The 14642-nt window shown below is 71.0% G+C and carries 14 protein-coding genes; 7 read left to right on the forward strand and 7 right to left on the reverse strand.

Going from position 1 to position 14642, the window contains the following annotated elements; translation table 11 throughout:
- Window positions 1–19 precede the first annotated feature (19 nt).
- Entirely contained in the window at window positions 20–1024 is a 1005-nt protein-coding gene (locus AC3EGR_RS11920; RefSeq protein WP_488546689.1) for an asparaginase, read from the reverse strand.
- A gap of 80 nt (window positions 1025–1104) precedes the next feature.
- Between AC3EGR_RS11920 and AC3EGR_RS11925 the strand changes: the two genes are divergently transcribed.
- Both AC3EGR_RS11925 and AC3EGR_RS11930 read left to right on the forward strand, forming a co-directional pair.
- Complete coding sequence (locus AC3EGR_RS11925) at window positions 1105–2955, forward strand: carboxyl transferase domain-containing protein (protein ID WP_488546768.1); 1851 nt, start codon at window positions 1105–1107, stop codon at window positions 2953–2955.
- Between the two features lie 61 nt (window positions 2956–3016).
- Window positions 3017–4276, forward strand: coding sequence for a phospholipase D-like domain-containing protein (locus AC3EGR_RS11930; RefSeq protein ID WP_488546690.1), 1260 nt, complete (start codon window positions 3017–3019; stop codon window positions 4274–4276).
- A gap of 7 nt (window positions 4277–4283) precedes the next feature.
- On the opposite strand, the gene AC3EGR_RS11935 is transcribed toward AC3EGR_RS11930, so the two are convergent.
- From AC3EGR_RS11935 to AC3EGR_RS11955, 5 genes are all read right to left on the reverse strand, one after another.
- Window positions 4284–5039, reverse strand: a complete 756-nt coding sequence (locus AC3EGR_RS11935; protein WP_488546691.1) for a hypothetical protein — start codon at window positions 5037–5039, stop codon at window positions 4284–4286.
- Between the two features lie 8 nt (window positions 5040–5047).
- Window positions 5048–5422: a hypothetical protein gene (locus AC3EGR_RS11940; protein ID WP_488546692.1), complete on the reverse strand. Its 375-nt coding sequence runs from the start codon at window positions 5420–5422 to the stop codon at window positions 5048–5050.
- A 17-nt stretch (window positions 5423–5439) separates the two neighbouring features.
- Window positions 5440–5817, reverse strand: coding sequence for a hypothetical protein (locus AC3EGR_RS11945; protein WP_488546693.1), 378 nt, complete (start codon window positions 5815–5817; stop codon window positions 5440–5442).
- A 25-nt stretch (window positions 5818–5842) separates the two neighbouring features.
- Window positions 5843–6259: a DUF1877 family protein gene (locus AC3EGR_RS11950; protein WP_488546694.1), complete on the reverse strand. Its 417-nt coding sequence runs from the start codon at window positions 6257–6259 to the stop codon at window positions 5843–5845.
- Window positions 6260–6414: 155 nt separating this feature from the next.
- Complete coding sequence (locus tag AC3EGR_RS11955) at window positions 6415–7386, reverse strand: AEC family transporter (RefSeq protein WP_488546695.1); 972 nt, start codon at window positions 7384–7386, stop codon at window positions 6415–6417.
- A gap of 408 nt (window positions 7387–7794) precedes the next feature.
- Here AC3EGR_RS11955 and AC3EGR_RS11960 point away from each other — a divergent pair, with 408 nt between their 5' ends.
- The 4 genes from AC3EGR_RS11960 (at window position 7795) to AC3EGR_RS11975 (ending at window position 12354) form a co-directional block, all read left to right on the forward strand.
- Window positions 7795–9855, forward strand: a complete 2061-nt coding sequence (locus AC3EGR_RS11960; RefSeq protein ID WP_488546696.1) for an ATP-dependent helicase — start codon at window positions 7795–7797, stop codon at window positions 9853–9855.
- Between the two features lie 128 nt (window positions 9856–9983).
- Window positions 9984–10373 carry a hypothetical protein gene (locus AC3EGR_RS11965; protein ID WP_488546697.1) on the forward strand — a complete coding sequence of 130 codons (390 nt, stop codon included), beginning with the start codon at window positions 9984–9986 and terminating at the stop codon, window positions 10371–10373.
- A gap of 46 nt (window positions 10374–10419) precedes the next feature.
- On the forward strand, window positions 10420–11532 hold the full coding sequence (locus AC3EGR_RS11970; protein ID WP_488546698.1) for a phospholipase A: 1113 nt from the start codon (window positions 10420–10422) through the stop codon (window positions 11530–11532).
- Between the two features lie 21 nt (window positions 11533–11553).
- Complete coding sequence (locus tag AC3EGR_RS11975) at window positions 11554–12354, forward strand: class I SAM-dependent methyltransferase (protein WP_488546699.1); 801 nt, start codon at window positions 11554–11556, stop codon at window positions 12352–12354.
- Here AC3EGR_RS11975 and AC3EGR_RS11980 read toward each other — a convergent pair.
- Window positions 12347–13285 (reverse strand): bestrophin family protein, encoded by a 939-nt coding sequence (locus AC3EGR_RS11980; protein ID WP_488546700.1) that lies wholly within the window; start codon window positions 13283–13285, stop codon window positions 12347–12349. The two genes, AC3EGR_RS11975 and AC3EGR_RS11980, sit on opposite strands and share 8 nt — an antisense overlap.
- 134 nt (window positions 13286–13419) lie before the next feature.
- Here AC3EGR_RS11980 and AC3EGR_RS11985 point away from each other — a divergent pair, with 134 nt between their 5' ends.
- Window positions 13420–14631 carry an extracellular catalytic domain type 1 short-chain-length polyhydroxyalkanoate depolymerase gene (locus AC3EGR_RS11985; protein WP_488546701.1) on the forward strand — a complete coding sequence of 404 codons (1212 nt, stop codon included), beginning with the start codon at window positions 13420–13422 and terminating at the stop codon, window positions 14629–14631.
- Window positions 14632–14642: the final 11 nt, after the last annotated feature.

Raw genomic sequence — 14642 nt, forward strand, 5'->3', positions numbered from 1 at the left:
GGCTCCAGCGCCGCGCTCCTCAAGGCCGGGACGGCAACGCGAGGCGGAACACCGCCTTGCGCTCCCCCACGGGCGCCCCTTTCACGCTCGCGATCACCTCGTTGCGCCACGGCCGCAAGGCCTGGCGCTGCTGCGCGTCCAGCCATCCGAGCTGGTCCAGCGCCTCCACGGTGGCGGCGAACAGCGCGAGCCTGCTGCCGTCGGCGATCTTCAGCGCCAGCGCCTGCCCGCGGCTGCGGCTCGCGACGACCTGCACGCCGTCGGCTCCGACCTTGGTGACCCAGTCGCCGCGGCCCGCGCGCATGAAGTCCAGGTCGTTGCGCCCCGTGCCCGAGACCAGCTCCGGGTGCGCCGTCATGGCATCCGCCAGCGCTGCGAAACTTTCGCGCTCGCTGGCACCGAGCCGGGCGAAACCGCGCGCCAGGTGCGCGAGCGGCATCGCGTAGTTGGGCGCCGAGCAGCCGTCGATGCCGATTGCGAGCTGCGACTCCTCCAGTCCCACCGCTGCCGCCACGGCCGTGCGGATCGCGCGCTGCAGCGGGTGCGCCGGATCCAGGTAGCTTTCCAGCGGCAGCCCGTGCTGCACGCAGTACGCGAGGAAGCCGCTGTGCTTGCCGCTGCAGTTGTGATGGCGCTCGTCGTAGCTGCCGGGCGCCGGCGGCGGCCAGGCGCCCAGTTCCGCGAACAGGGGGACGTGGCAGCCGCATTGCAGCCGCTGGCAGCCCACGCCCGCCTTGCCCAGGATCTGCTCCACCTGCTCCACGTGCATGGGCTCGCCGTTGTGGCTGGCGCACAGCAACGCGAGGTTCGCGCGCGTGAGCCCGAAGTGCCGCACGCCGCCGCCTTCGACGAAAGGCAGCGCCTGCAGCGGCTTGAGCGTGGAACGGGTGAAGGTGACCCAGTGCGGGTCCCCGGCCTGCGCCAGCACGCGGCCTTGGGTGTCGACGACGGCCAGCGCGCCGAAATGCACGCACTCGCGCGTGCCGCCGCGGAAGGTTTCGACCAGGGGAACGAGGGCGTCCATGGCCTGGATTCTGCGCCCTCTCCCCCTGGAGACAGGGCAGGGGTGAGAGGCACGCACGGCACAATCCCGCCATGACCGAACTGCGCTCCCCCTTGCAGGCCCAGGTTGTCCAATGGCTGGTCGCCCCGGGCGACCAGGTGCGGGCCGGCGACGTGCTGGTGATCCTGGAAGCGATGAAGATGGAGCACGAGGTGCGCAGTCCCGGCACCGGCCGCGTGCGCGAGCGGCTGTTCGCGGAAGGGGAGACCGTCAACGAGCGCGAGGTGCTGCTCGTCATCGAGGCGGGGAGCGCCCCCACCCCGACCCCGACCCTCCCGCAAGGGGGGCGGGAGGAAGACCGGGACACTCCTGCCCCCTCCGGGGAAGGGCTGGCGAAGGGGCAAGCGCGGCCCGACCTGCAGCGCGTCCTCGACCGCCACGCCCTGACGCTCGACGCCGCCCGCCCGCAGGCGGTCGCCAGGCGGCACGCCCTGGGCCTGCGCACCGCGCGCGAGAACATCGCCGACCTGTGCGACGAAGGCAGCTTCGGCGAATACGGCGCCCTCGCCGTCGCCGCGCAACGCAGCCGCCGCAGCGAGGACGACCTGGTGCGCAACACGCCGGCCGACGGCATGGTCACCGGCATCGGCCGCATCAACGGCGACCTGTTCCCGCCGGAGCGCGCGCAAGCAGCAGTGCTCGCGTACGACGCGACCGTGCTCGCGGGCACGCAAGGCTTTCGCAACCACCAGAAGACCGACCGCCTGCTCGGCGTGGCCCTGAAGAACCGGCTGCCGGTCGTGCTCTTCGCCGAAGGCGGCGGCGGGCGGCCGGGCGACACCGACATGCCCATCGTGGCCGGCCTGCACGTGCCGACCTTCGCCAGCTTCGCCCGGCTGAACGGACAGGTGCCGGTGATCGGGATCGTCGCCGGCCGCTGCTTTGCCGGCAACGCGGCGCTCCTGGGGTGCTGCGACGCGATCATCGCGACCGCCGACAGCAACATCGGCATGGGCGGCCCGGCCATGGTCGAAGGCGGCGGCCTCGGCGTCCATGCGCCCGAGGACATCGGCCCGGCGCCCGTGCAGCACGGCAACGGCGTGATCGACGTGCTGGTGCGCGACGAAGCCGAGGCGGTCGCGGTCGCCCGCCGCTATCTGTCCTTCTTCCAGGGCGCGGTCGCGCGCTTCGAAGCCCCCGACCCGCAGGCGCTGCGCGCGCTGGTGCCGGAGAACCGGCTGCGCGTCTACGACAGCCGCGCGGCCCTGCAGGGCGTGGTCGACCGCGGCAGCCTGCTGGAACTGCGCACCGGCTTCGGCCTGGGCATCCACACGGCGCTCGGCCGCATCGGCGGCCGGCCGGTCGGACTGCTGGCGAACAACCCGCTGCACCTGGGCGGCGCGATCGACGCCGACGCCGCCGACAAGGCCGCCCGTTTCCTGCAGCTGTGCAACGCGCACGGGCTGGCCGTGGTAAGCCTGGTCGACACGCCCGGCTTCATGGTGGGACCGGCCATCGAGGAGCGGGCGCACGTGCGCCACGTCAGCCGCATGTTCGTCGCCGCCGCCCACCTGCGCGTGCCGGTGTTCGCCGTGGTGCTGCGCAAGGGCTACGGGCTGGGCGCGATGGCCATGGCCGCCGGCAGCTTCCATGCGCCCGAATTCATGGTGGCCTGGCCGACGGGCGAGTTCGGCGGCATGGGGCTGGAAGGTGCGGTGCGCCTGGGCTACCGCAAGGAGCTGGAAGCGGTCCCCGAAGGCGCGCAGCGCGAGGCGCTGTTCCAGGAACTGGTACGAAAGCAGTACGAAGCGGGCCAGGCGACCAACATGGCCGCCACGCTGGAAATCGACGCCGTGATCGACCCGGCGCACACCCGTGACTGGCTGCTGCGCGGGCTGGCCGCGGCGCGGGTGGCACCCGCCGCCGGCCCGCTGTCGGTGGACACCTGGTAACGCTCACCCCACGGCGGGCCGCAGGCTCGCTAGCATCGCGGCTTTGCCATGCGAGCCAGCCGTGATCTTCTTCCTCGGGATCGCCCTCGCCCTGCTCGCCGCGCTGCTGTACGTGAACCTCAGCGCCGGCGAACGCCGCGTCACGTGCGAGATCCCGCATCTGTACCCCGTCGACGATCCGCAGTTCTTCCGCGCCATGGGGATGATGCTGGGGCCGGGCATCGTGGGCGGCAACCGGGTGCAGGTCCTGAACAACGGCGACGAGATCTTTCCCGCGATGCTGCGTGCGATCCGCGCCGCGCAGCACACGGTGCTGTTCGAGACCTTCATCTACTGGTCGGGGGAGATCGGCGACGCGTTCGCGCAGGCGCTGGCCGAACGCGCGCGCGCCGGCGTGAAGGTGCACGTACTGCTGGACTGGCTGGGCAGCCTCAAGGTGGAACAGAAGCTGGTGGACGCCATGCGCGAGGCGGGCGTCGAGGTGCACCGCTTCCATCCGCTGCGCTGGTACAACCTGGGCCGCATCAACAACCGCACGCACCGCAAGCTCCTGATCGTGGACGGGCACGTGGGCTTCACCGGCGGCGTCGGCATCGCGCCGCCGTGGACCGGGCACGCGCAGGACCAGGAGCACTGGCGCGACTCGCACTACCAGGTGGAGGGACCGGTGGTGTCGCAGATGCAAAGCGTGATGCTGTCCAACTGGAGCAAGGCGACCGGGCGCATCCTGCACGGGGACGCCTACTTCCCGCCCTCGCGCGAGGCCGGATCGCAGCAGGCCCAGATGTTCCACAGCTCGCCCAGCGGCGGCAGCGAGAGCATGCAGCTGATGTACCTGGTCGCCATCACGGCCGCCGTGAAGACGATCGACATCGCCAGCGCCTATTTCGTCCCGGACGCGATGGCGCGGCTCGCCCTGGTGGCGGCGCTGCAGCGCGGCGTGCGCGTGCGGGTCATCACGCCGGGCCGCCACATCGACACGCAGACGGTGCGCCACGCGTCGCGGGCGCTGTGGGGCGAACTGCTGGAAGCGGGGCTGGAGATGTACGTCTACCAGCCCACCATGTACCACTGCAAGGCCGTGATCGTCGACGGGCTGCTGTCCTCGGTGGGATCGACCAACTTCGACCCGCGTTCCTTCCACCTGAACGACGAGGCCAACCTCAACGTGTACGACGCCGCGTTCGCGCGGCAGCTCACCGGGATCTTCGAGGAAGACCTGCGGCACTGCCACCGCTGCTCGCTGCAGGAGTGGCGCCGCCGGCCGCTGCTGGAAAAAGCGTGCGAACGGGCCCTGACGCTGCTCGCGCCGGTGCTGTGAAGCAGCTTCAGGACTGGCGGGCGGCGGCGCGCGCCGCCTGCAGCCGGCGCATCGCCGGCGCATTGAGCTCGCGGGCCAGCGCATTCCAGCGCGCGGCGATCCGGTCGGCCTCCGCCTGCAGGCGCGCACTGGTCGCGCGCTCGCCCACCGCATAGGCCCAGACCGCGTATTCCGCCTTGGCTTCGTAGGTGCCGAAGCGCTCGTCGGCGGCCGCGAAGGCGGCGCGCGCTTCCGCGTGCCGGCCGGTGCCGGCCAGGGCGCGTGCCGTCAGCAGGGCCGCCGGCTCGGCACGGTGCCCGGGATGCTCCGCCTGCAGCGGTTCCAGCAAGCGCAGGGCGTCGGCGTAGCGTTCGCATTCGACGAAGGCGCACGCAGCGCCGAAGCGGATCTCCGCGTCCCCGGCGAAAGGGCCGGCCAGGCACTGCTCATAGGCCTGCGCCGCCGCGGGCGCATCGCCGGTGGCCAGCAGCGCCGCCGCCAGCCGCATCTGGTTCTGCGCGGTCGGCGTGTCCTCGAAGGCCGCGCGCGCGGCGCGCACGTCGCGCTGCGGGTCCATCACGCGCGCCGCGGCGGAGACCACCTTGCGCGCTCCGCGCTGCAGCCGCGACGACGGCAGGTACACGGCCAGCAGGTACACGACGCTGCCCAGGATGGGGAAGCCGAACAGGATCATCAGCCAGTACAGCGGCTGGCCGCTGCGCACCACGTGCACCGCGCAGAAGAGCGCGAGCGCGAAATAGAGTCCGAAGCCGACGATGGGCATGGCGCTTCCTACCTCAGTGTTTCCGCCCACAGCGGCGAAGAGCGCGGGCCGGGATGGCGGGATTCGCGCAGGATGTTCGCGCCTATGAAGGCGAAGGGCATCGCTGCGGACGCTCCCACGGCATAGGTCACGACGGCGAACAGGCACAGCGACGCGCCCGCGCACACCAGCATGCGGTCGCGCGTGGTCCACGCCGGCACGGAAAGGAACACCGCGATCGCCAGGGTCACCAGCAGCAGGGGCGCACCGAGTTGCACGTTGGCCAGCGCGCGCAGCCCCAGCAGCGGGATCGGGCCGCCGGCCAGCCAGGGCCACGCCGTCGCGGCGGCATAGGCGGCGACCGCGAGCCACGCGAGCATCGCGTTGCCTCTCCAGGTCGACATCCAGCGCCGCATGGCCGCTACCGGTTGCAGCCCAGGCGCGAGCGCCGCGGCAGCAGCAGCACCAGCAGCAGGACGAGCAGTCCCAGCGCGATCAGCGCCGGCACGCCGGGAATGCGCGAGAGGCCGCGGCCGTACCAGGCTTCGAAGATGCGGAACAGCTGGAACCCCGCCGCCGCGACGCCCAGCCACCAGGCCCACGCATAGCGCTTCCACAAGCCGAAGGTGACGACCGCGGCGAGCAGCAGCGCGACCCAGATCGTCGGTTCCGCCAGGGCGCGCGCGAGCGCGCGCAAGCTGCCGGTGCGCTGGAAGTGGTAGACGATGCCGCTCGCCAGCAGCGCACCGTAGGCGGCCGAGGTGAGCGAGGCGAGGCGGATCTGCGTGTGGGCGGACATGGGTACTGCTCCGGCAAAAGGAATCTCAGGCGACGCGGAACAGCACCGCGTCCTTGTTGGCGGCGGCGCGCTGGTAGAAGGCCTTCACGCCCTGCACCGCATGCACCACCTGGTCGGGGGTCGCTTCCATCAGCGCGCTCTCGCAGCGCTTGCGCACCTCGGCTTCGGCCAGCGAGGCCAGCCTGGCGGCCGTGGCCTGCACCTGCTGCGACGTGGAATAGCCCACCATGGTCGGGATCCTGTCGGTCTGCTCGGTGCCGCACCCCGCCTCGGCCTGCAGCACCTGGCTCAATTCGTACCAGACGGCGACGGCCTCGACGTGGCTTTCGCGCGGCTTTTCGCCGCCAGTGGACTGGAGAAACGGCGCGTAGGCCAGTTCACCCGCGAGCAGGCGGGCGAGCTGGTCGTCCGACAGCGCGTAGAAGCCTCCTTCGGCACCCATGCATCCTCCTTGGCCTGGTCGGCCCTCCCTGTTTGCGGACCACTCTAGAAGAGGTGCGTGCGGAAGTGAACCCCGCGCGGTCGGGCGGCCGCGCGCATGTGGGAGATTCTCGACACCCGGACCGCCCGTCGTCCGCGCGCTGCCGCCTGCCCGGGCTACTTCAGGAGGGCGACGGCGGCGGAGAAGGTGAGGAAGGCCGCGGCGGTGGTCAGCAGGATGATGCGGGCGATGCGCCCGGTGTCCGCGCCGAAGCGTTCCGCGAGCAGCGACACGTTGCTGGCGCTGGGCAGCGCGGCCACCAGCACCATCACCTGCAGCGTGAAGGCATCGAGCGGCAGGCCTGCCGCCCGCAGGGCCGTCCCGACGATCCAGACCAGCAAGGGGTGCACGAACAGCTTGATCAGCGAGACGGGGACGAAGTCGCCCGCCGGCATCGGCCCGTGCTCGCTCTGCGCCGCCAGGAACTGCGAGCGCGCGAGCACCGCGCCTATCGTGAACAGCGCCACCGGCGAGGCCGCGTCGGCCAGCAGGCCGATGGTGTTCATCACGGGTCCCACCGGCTTCCACGCCAGGGCCGAGGACACGCCCCCGAGCAGGATCGCCCACGGCATGGGGTTGAGCGCCGCGCCGCGCAGCGCCTTCTTCGCCGCATTCGCCGCCCCGTGTTCGTCGGCGCCATCGAGGCGCGACAAGGCGATGCACAGCGAGCTGGTGACCACCAGGTCGATCAGGATGGTGAGGATCGCCGGGCCGGCCGCCGCCGCGCCGAGCAGGGCCACCAGCAGGGGCACGCCCATGAAGCCGGTGTTGGGGAAGGCCGCCACCAGGGCGCCGAAGGACGCGTCGTTCCAGCGGATGCGCGCGTTCATGCTCGCCTTGATGGTGCCGGCGACCACGAGCAGGGCGCAGGCGGTCCAGGCGAGGATGGCCAGCGGATCCAGCAGCTGGCCGATCGGCGTGCTGGCGCCGAAGCGGTACAGCATCGCCGGAAGTGCGAAAAAAAGCACGAAGGTGTTCAGCCCGCCGATCGCCTCCAGCGGCAGCATGCGCCGGCGGGCGGCCAGGTAGCCGGCCAGCACCAGTGCGAAGAAGGGAAAGGTGACGGCCAGGACGCTTAAGAGAAGCACTTTGAAAAGTCCGCCAAGGCGGACTTTTCAAAGTGATCTGATCAGTGCGGACACGCCCGGCAAAGCCGGATCGTGCCCGCAAGTGAGACTGCGCTGCAAGATATTCCGCGCAGTCTTCGACGTTGGCAGCCTCCGAGGCTGCCAACCCGTGTGGACCCCGTGGAATAACATGCAACGGGGTCCCCCTTGTGAGAAGGATCCGGCTTTGCCGCTCCTTCTCACACATGCCAAGCCGCAGAAAAAAGTCGCCTGCGACTTTTTTCTGCGAAGCCCCTTAGCACGGGACGTATTGTCGTGGCAACCCACCCGCGGCCCGATTCGAGGGTACCGCGCGCGCAACACCGCCGCGCCGCAGGCGGCCCTTATCATCTGCCGCTGTTCTCCTCGCGCGCTCCGTTGTCCCCCCCGATGTCCGGCCTGAACCTCGCCCAGCAAGAAGCTGTCAACTACATGCATGGGCCTTGCCTGGTGCTGGCCGGCGCCGGCTCGGGCAAGACGCGCGTGATCACGCACAAGATCGGGCGCCTCATTCAGACGGGCGTGGCCGCCAAGCGTATCGCCGCCATCACCTTCACCAACAAGGCCGCGGCGGAAATGCGCGAGCGGGCCAAGTCGCTGGTGGGCCGCGAGGCCAAGGACGTCCTGATCTGCACCTTCCACGCCCTGGGCGTGCGCATGATGCGGCAGGACGGCAGCGTGCTGGGCCTCAAGCCCCAGTTCTCCATCCTGGACACCGACGACGTCACCAGCATCCTGAAGGACGCGGGCGGCACGACCGACGCGGCCACCGCGCGCCAGTGGCAGTGGACCATCAGCGGCTGGAAGAACGGCGGCCTGAACGCCGCGCAGGCGCTGGCGCAGGCCAAGGACGACAACGAGCGCGTCACCGCGACCATCATGGCGCGCTACGAGGAGCGCCTGACGGCCTACCAGAGCGTCGACTTCGACGACCTGATCGGGATGCCGCTGAAGCTGCTGCGCGACTTCCCCGAGGTCCGCGAGAAGTGGCAGCAGGCGCTGGGCCACGTGCTGGTGGACGAATACCAGGACACCAACGCGACGCAGTACGAACTGCTCAAGCTGCTGGTGGGCGCGGCCGGGCGCTTCACCGCGGTGGGCGACGACGACCAGTCCATCTACGGCTGGCGCGGCGCCACCCTGGACAACCTGCGCAAGCTGCCGCAGGACTACCCGACGCTCAAGGTCGTGAAACTGGAGCAGAACTACCGCTCCACCAGCGCGATTCTCCGGGCCGCGAACAACGTCATCCAGCCCAACCCCAAGCTGTTCCCCAAGACGCTGTTCTCCGAGCTGGGGGAAGGCGAACCGGTGCGCGTGGTCGACTGCGACAACGAGGAGCACGAGGCGGAGCGCTGCGTCGCCCGCATCCAGTCGATCCGCGCCAACGGCATGGGCAAGGACTGGAAGGACTTCGCGATCCTGTACCGCGCCAACCACCAGGCGCGCGTGCTGGAACAGGCGCTGCGCAAGGCGCAGATCCCGTACAAGGTCTCCGGCGGCCAGAGCTTCTTCGACCGCGCCGAGATCCGCGACCTGTGCGCGTGGCTGCGCCTGTGGGTCAACAACGACGACGACCCGGCGTTCCTGCGCTCGGTGACCACGCCCAAGCGCGGCATCGGCCACCAGACGCTGGGCAGCCTGGGCGTGTTCGCGGGCCAGTACAAGCTGTCCTTGTTCGAGGCGCTGTTCTCATCGTCGCTCCCCAGCGTGCTGAACGCGCGCGCCCTGGGCAGCCTGCAGGAGTTCGGGCGCTACGTGAACGACCTCGAATTCCGCGCCCGCCACACCGTGGGCGCCGAGGACGCGAAGACCTTCCTCGCCGACTGGCTCAAGGACATCGGCTACGAGAAGCACCTGTACGACGGCGAGGACAACGAGAAGGTCGCCGCGGCGCGCTGGACCAACGTGCTGGACTTCTGCGACTGGATGGCCAAGCGCTGCGGCGGCGAGATCGACGACACCGCGGGCGTGTCGACGGCATCGGAACGCAAGACGCTGCTGGAAGTCGCGCAGACGATCGCGCTGCTGTCCACCATCAGCGAGCGCGAGCAGGACCGTGACCAGGTGACGCTCTCGACGCTGCACGCGTCCAAGGGCCTGGAGTGGCCGCACGTGGTGCTGGCCGGCTGCGTGGAAGGCATGCTGCCCTTCAAGCCGGACGAGGACGGCGGCGGCGACTCGCTGCTGCAGCGGCTGCAGGAAGAGCGCCGCCTCATGTACGTGGGCATCACGCGCGCCCAGCGCACCCTGGTGGTGAGCTGGAGCAAGAAGCGCAAGAAGGGCCGCGAGATGGTGGCCGCGCAGCCCAGCCGCTTCATCGCCGAGATGGCCCTGGACAAGGCGACCGTGAAGGAAGACCCGCGCGAGAAGCTCAAGGCGCTGCGCGCCGAGTTCGCGAAGAAGAGCGCGGACGCGGCGGCCACGGCGGCCGCGGCGAACAACCCATGAGCGGGACGATGCGTCCTTCCCGCGAAGGTGGGAAGCCAGCGCGTTCGCAGGCGCCGCTGCGCGGCCGGTCCGGGCCGCGCCGGGTCCCCGCCTTCGCGGGGATGACGAGGCTGCGCGCCTTGGCCGGGATGACGTTGTCCTGTGCCGTGCTGGCGGCGCCGGCGTTCGCGCAACAGCCGCCCTGCCCGCAGGCCTGGGAAGTCGAGCCGAGCGCCCTGCTCGGCACGTGGAAGGCGGAGTTCTCCGGTTCCTGGGAGGGCGCGACGCTGCGGCTGGAAGCGCACCCCGACTATGCCCAGAGCTTCCGCGGCACGCTCGAGCGCAGCGATGCGCGCGCCGAGGTGGCGGGCGACCTCGACGAAGGCGAATTCACGCTCGAGGAGTCCAGCGACGGCAAGCGCATCGCGGCGACCTGGCTGGGCGACATCGTCGAGGGCTCCTGCGGCCGGGAGATCCGCGGCACCTGGACGCGCGACGGCGAGACCAGCGGCCGCGGCTTCGTGTTGCGCAGGCCGTAACGCGCGGTCGCCCCAAGGCGGCGCAGCCGCGGCTTAGCATCGCCGGATGCTCCGGACCCTGACCCTCCTGGCGCTCGCCGCCCTGCCCTGGCTCGCGCACGCACAAGCCGCCGATGCGTGGCAAGCCTGCACCGCGCTCGCCGACGGCGAGCAGCGCCTCGCCTGCTTCGATGCCTGGGCGAGGCAGCAGCGCCCCGCCATTGCCGCCCCGGCACCCGCGGCCCCGGCCCCACCGTCGCAGGAGCTCGCGCAACCGCCCTTGCCGGTCGCTCCCCGCCGCGGCCTGCGCCTGACCGCCAGCGACGACTGCCACGAGCCCGGGCATTCGGAGCTCACGCGCTTCTGGGAGCTGGAAGCGGGGGCCGACTGCGGCACCTTCGGCATCCGCGGCTACCGGCCGATCTCGCTGGCGGTGGCCGCCGCCAACACGGTGAACCGCCAGCCCACGTCGGAGAACCCGATCAACAACGCGACCACCAGCACCGACTACCGCACGACCGAGGCGCGGCTGCAGTTGTCGGTGCGGACCAAGCTGGCGCAAGGCCTGTTCGCGTACGGCGAGCGGGGCATGGACTCGGTGTGGGCGGCCTATTCGCAGCTGTCGTACTGGCAGGTGTTCACCCCGGCGCTGTCGCGGCCCTTCCGCAACACCGACCACGAGCCGGAGATCTTCTATGTGGCGCCGATCCAGAAGGCCAGGGCCGGTGAATGGCGGCTGCGCCTGGGCGGCATCGGCCTCGTGCACCAGTCCAACGGGCAGTCGCTGCCGCTGTCGCGCAGCTGGAATCGCGTGTACCTCATGGCCGGCGCCGAGCGCGACGACCTGCAGCTGCACGCGCGCCTGTGGAACCGCATCGACGGACACCACAACGACGACAATCCGCGCATCAGCGACTTCATCGGCCGCGGCGAACTCGTCGCGCGCTGGCACGCGGATCGCAACAACCTGCTGGCGCTGACCGCGCGCCACGGCCTCAAGAGCGGAGCGCACGGCTCCCTGCGCCTGGAGTGGTTCCGCACCCTGGCCGACGCCGGCTACGGCATCCCGGGCGGGCTGCGGCTGCACACCCAACTCTTCAGCGGCTACGGTGATACGCTGATCGACTACAACAAGGCGCGCACCGTCTTCAGCATCGGCTTCAGCCTCGTGGAGTGGTAGCGCCTGCTCGCAGGAGGCTCCATGTCCGCACCCCCAGCCGGCTTCACCGGGCCGCAGTTCTACGACGAGTGCCTGGGCCCGCTCGTGTTCGGACCGTTCGCCGCGCACCTGCTGCAGCGCCTGGCGGACGTCGGTGCGGGCCGCGTGCTGGAGCTCGCATGCGGCACCGGCGCGCTGACAGCCCCCCTGCGGCGGCGCCTGCCCGCGGCAGCCACGCTGGTCGCCACCGATCTCAGCCCCGCGATGCTCGAATATGCGCGCGAGCAGCTGCGCGCGGTCCAGGGCATCGAATGGCGCATCGCCGACATGCTGGCCCTGCCGTTCGAGGACGGCGCCTTCACCGCGGCGGCTTGCGCGTTCGGAATGATGTTCCCGCCGGATCGGCAGCAGGCCCTGCGCGAGGCACGCCGCGTGCTCGCGCCCGGTGCGCCGTTCGTGTTCAGCGTGTGGGACGGCATCGAGAACAACCCGCACTGCCAGGCGGTGTGCGACGCGATGGAGTCGCGCTTTCCCGGCGATACCGAGATGCGCTTTCGCGTCCCCTACGAGATGAACGACGTCGCCGCCCTGTCCCGCATGCTGGACGCCGCGGGCTTCGTCGACACGGTGATCGAGACGGTGCGGCATCCGATCGAAGGTGTGGACCCCCGGCGCATCGCCACCGGCCTCTTGCTCGGCACGCCGCGCGCCGCCCTGATCACGCAGCGCGGCGTGGACGTGCACGAAGTGGTGAGCCTGGCGACGGCGGAGCTCGCGCGGCGCGGCGGCCATCCTTACCAGGGCCACGCGCAGGCGCTGCTGGTGAGCGCGCGCGCTAGCTGAGGCGCCCTTGCGCGGGCTCGAGCAGCGGCGGCAGCTCGCGCACCCCAAGCGCCTCCAGCAGGTTCACCTCGATCTCGCGGCACAAGGCATCCAGCGGCAGGTGGTTGTCGGCGGTGCCGAACGGTTCCTCGATCTCGTCGCCCAGCGCGTCCAGGCCGAAGAAGGTGTAGGCCACGATGGCCACCACGAAGGGCGTCATGAAACCCACCGAATCGACCAGGCCGAAGGGCAGCAGGAAGCAGTAGAGCCAGGCCGTGCGGTGCAGCAGCAGGGTGTAGGGAAAGGGGATGGGCGTGTACTTGATGCGCTCGCAGCCCGCCGCGATGCCCGCCATGGCGCTGAGGCCCTGGTCCATGTCGGCCGCGACCGGTGCATCGACCCGGCCCGCGCGCAGGAAGGCGCCCAGGTCCTGGCCCTGGCGGCGCAGCAGCCAGTCGGCGCCAAAGCGCACGGCCGCAAGGGCCTCGGCCTCTTCGGCCGGCAGCAGCCGGCGCATGTCCGGCCTGGCGTCCGTGCAGCGCAGCTGGTGGCGCAGCGCCGAGGCGAACGCGATGGTGCGCATCACCATGCGGTGGCGCGGGTCGTCGCGATCGTCGGGCCCGGCCGGCGCGTCGAAGCGCAGCAGCGTCTGCACCTGGCGCGCGAGGCTGCGCGAGCGGTAAAGCAGGTCGGCCCAGAGCTTGCGCGCCTCCCAGTAGCGGTCGTAGGCCGCGTTGTTGCGAAAGCCCAGGAAGATGGCCAGGGCCAGGCCGATCAGCGAGAACGGCACCGTCGTCAGCGTGATCTTCCACTGGTAGACGAAGCCGTGCGTGAGCGTCACCAGCGCCGCGACGGCGGTGCAGGTGGCCAGCTCCCAGGCGATGTGCGGCAGCACCGAACCGCGCAGGATGTAGAAAAGCTGCAGGCCCCGGGGGCGGTCGCGCACGATCACGCTGACCGTCCCGTTGCGTGTCCGGCCGTGGCCGTTGCGTGTTCGGAGATCAATTCTTTTCTTCGCGGGGGCTTGCAAGCCTTCGCTGCGACGATATGTGCTTGGTGCAGTGCAGCATAACACCAGGGAAGCCGATGTACATCTCGATCGAAGAACTGAAACGGGCGACCGAACTCACCCGCGACGGCAAGCTGATGGAGGCCACCAGCGCCATCCAGCGCGCCCTCCATGGCCTGACGCCGCAATCGCCCGAACCGGGCACCGCGCCGCCATGGCCCGCCACCTCCCGTGCGCATGTCGCCGCCTCCGCTCTCGACATCACCGACGTGGAGTTCCGGGAACTGCCGGCGCGTGCCGGGCGCGGTGCCGAGCCTCCGCGCAGCGAATTCGCCCGCGAGGAGGTCGCGACGCCGGCGCCAGCGCCAGCCCACGGTGAGGGCGGCCGCGCGTGGCAGGAGCCCGGCAGGCCCGCCCTGGAGAGCCACCGTTTCTCCTCCGGCGGGCTGAGCTACACCTACCGTCTCTACGTGCCGGCTCGGACGGACGACAAACCCTTGCCGGTGATCGTGATGCTGCACGGGTGCACGCAGGACGCCACCGACTTCGCGGCCGGCACGACGATGAACGAGGTGGCGGCGCAGCGCGGCTGCATCGTCGTCTATCCCGAGCAGCTGGCGCGCTCCAACAGCATGCGCTGCTGGAACTGGTTCGACCCCTCGCACCAGCAGCGCGGCCGCGGCGAGCCGGCGATGATCGCGGCGCTGGCGACGCACGTCGTGCAGCGATGCAATGGCGACGCGCAGCGGGTGTACGTGGCCGGCCTGTCGGCTGGGGGCGCCATGGCGGTGCTGGTGGCCCAGCTGTATCCGGAGGTCTTCGCGGCCGCGGGCGTGCACTCCGGCCTGCCGGCGGCAGCCGCCACCGATGTGCCGTCGGCCCACGCCGTAATGCGCAAGGCGGCACGCAAGCCGGGAGCCGGCGCGGCGTCGAAGGCGGCGGTTCCGACCATCGTGTTCCACGGCCGGGCGGATCGCACCGTCCACCCGGACAACGGCCGGCACGTCATCGAGGAAGCCGCTGCGCGGGCGGCCGCGGCCGGCATCTCCCTGCAGCGCGAGCAACAGCAGGTGCGCGAGGGCGGGCGCACCGCGACACGCACCGTCTACGCGGATGCCGCCCAGGTCCGCTGGCTCGAGCATTGGGAGATCGCCGCGGGCGCGCACGCCTGGTCCGGCGGCAGCGCGAGCGGCTCGCACACGGACCCCTCGGGTCCGGGCGCGTCCGCCGCCATGGTCGACTTCTTCCTGGTGCACCGGCTTGCCAGGCAGGAATCGCCACCGGCGTGATACAACAAGCC

The organism is Ramlibacter sp. G4-7 (genome assembly GCF_057784995.1).

Excerpts from the sequence above, each read along its gene's own strand:
- AC3EGR_RS11975 (WP_488546699.1), top strand. The coding sequence starts at position 11,554 with ATGTCCGCACCCCCAGCCGGCTTCACCGGGCCGCAGTTCTACGACGAG.
- AC3EGR_RS11960 (WP_488546696.1), top strand. The coding sequence starts at position 7,795 with ATGTCCGGCCTGAACCTCGCCCAGCAAGAAGCTGTCAACTACATGCAT.
- AC3EGR_RS11920 (WP_488546689.1), bottom strand. The coding sequence starts at position 1,024 with ATGGACGCCCTCGTTCCCCTGGTCGAAACCTTCCGCGGCGGCACGCGC.
- AC3EGR_RS11940 (WP_488546692.1), bottom strand. The coding sequence starts at position 5,422 with ATGTCGACCTGGAGAGGCAACGCGATGCTCGCGTGGCTCGCGGTCGCC.
- AC3EGR_RS11950 (WP_488546694.1), bottom strand. The coding sequence starts at position 6,259 with ATGGGTGCCGAAGGAGGCTTCTACGCGCTGTCGGACGACCAGCTCGCC.
- AC3EGR_RS11985 (WP_488546701.1), top strand. The coding sequence starts at position 13,420 with ATGTACATCTCGATCGAAGAACTGAAACGGGCGACCGAACTCACCCGC.
- AC3EGR_RS11945 (WP_488546693.1), bottom strand. The coding sequence starts at position 5,817 with ATGTCCGCCCACACGCAGATCCGCCTCGCCTCGCTCACCTCGGCCGCC.
- AC3EGR_RS11935 (WP_488546691.1), bottom strand. The coding sequence starts at position 5,039 with ATGCCCATCGTCGGCTTCGGACTCTATTTCGCGCTCGCGCTCTTCTGC.
- AC3EGR_RS11965 (WP_488546697.1), top strand. The coding sequence starts at position 9,984 with ATGACGTTGTCCTGTGCCGTGCTGGCGGCGCCGGCGTTCGCGCAACAG.
- AC3EGR_RS11970 (WP_488546698.1), top strand. The coding sequence starts at position 10,420 with ATGCTCCGGACCCTGACCCTCCTGGCGCTCGCCGCCCTGCCCTGGCTC.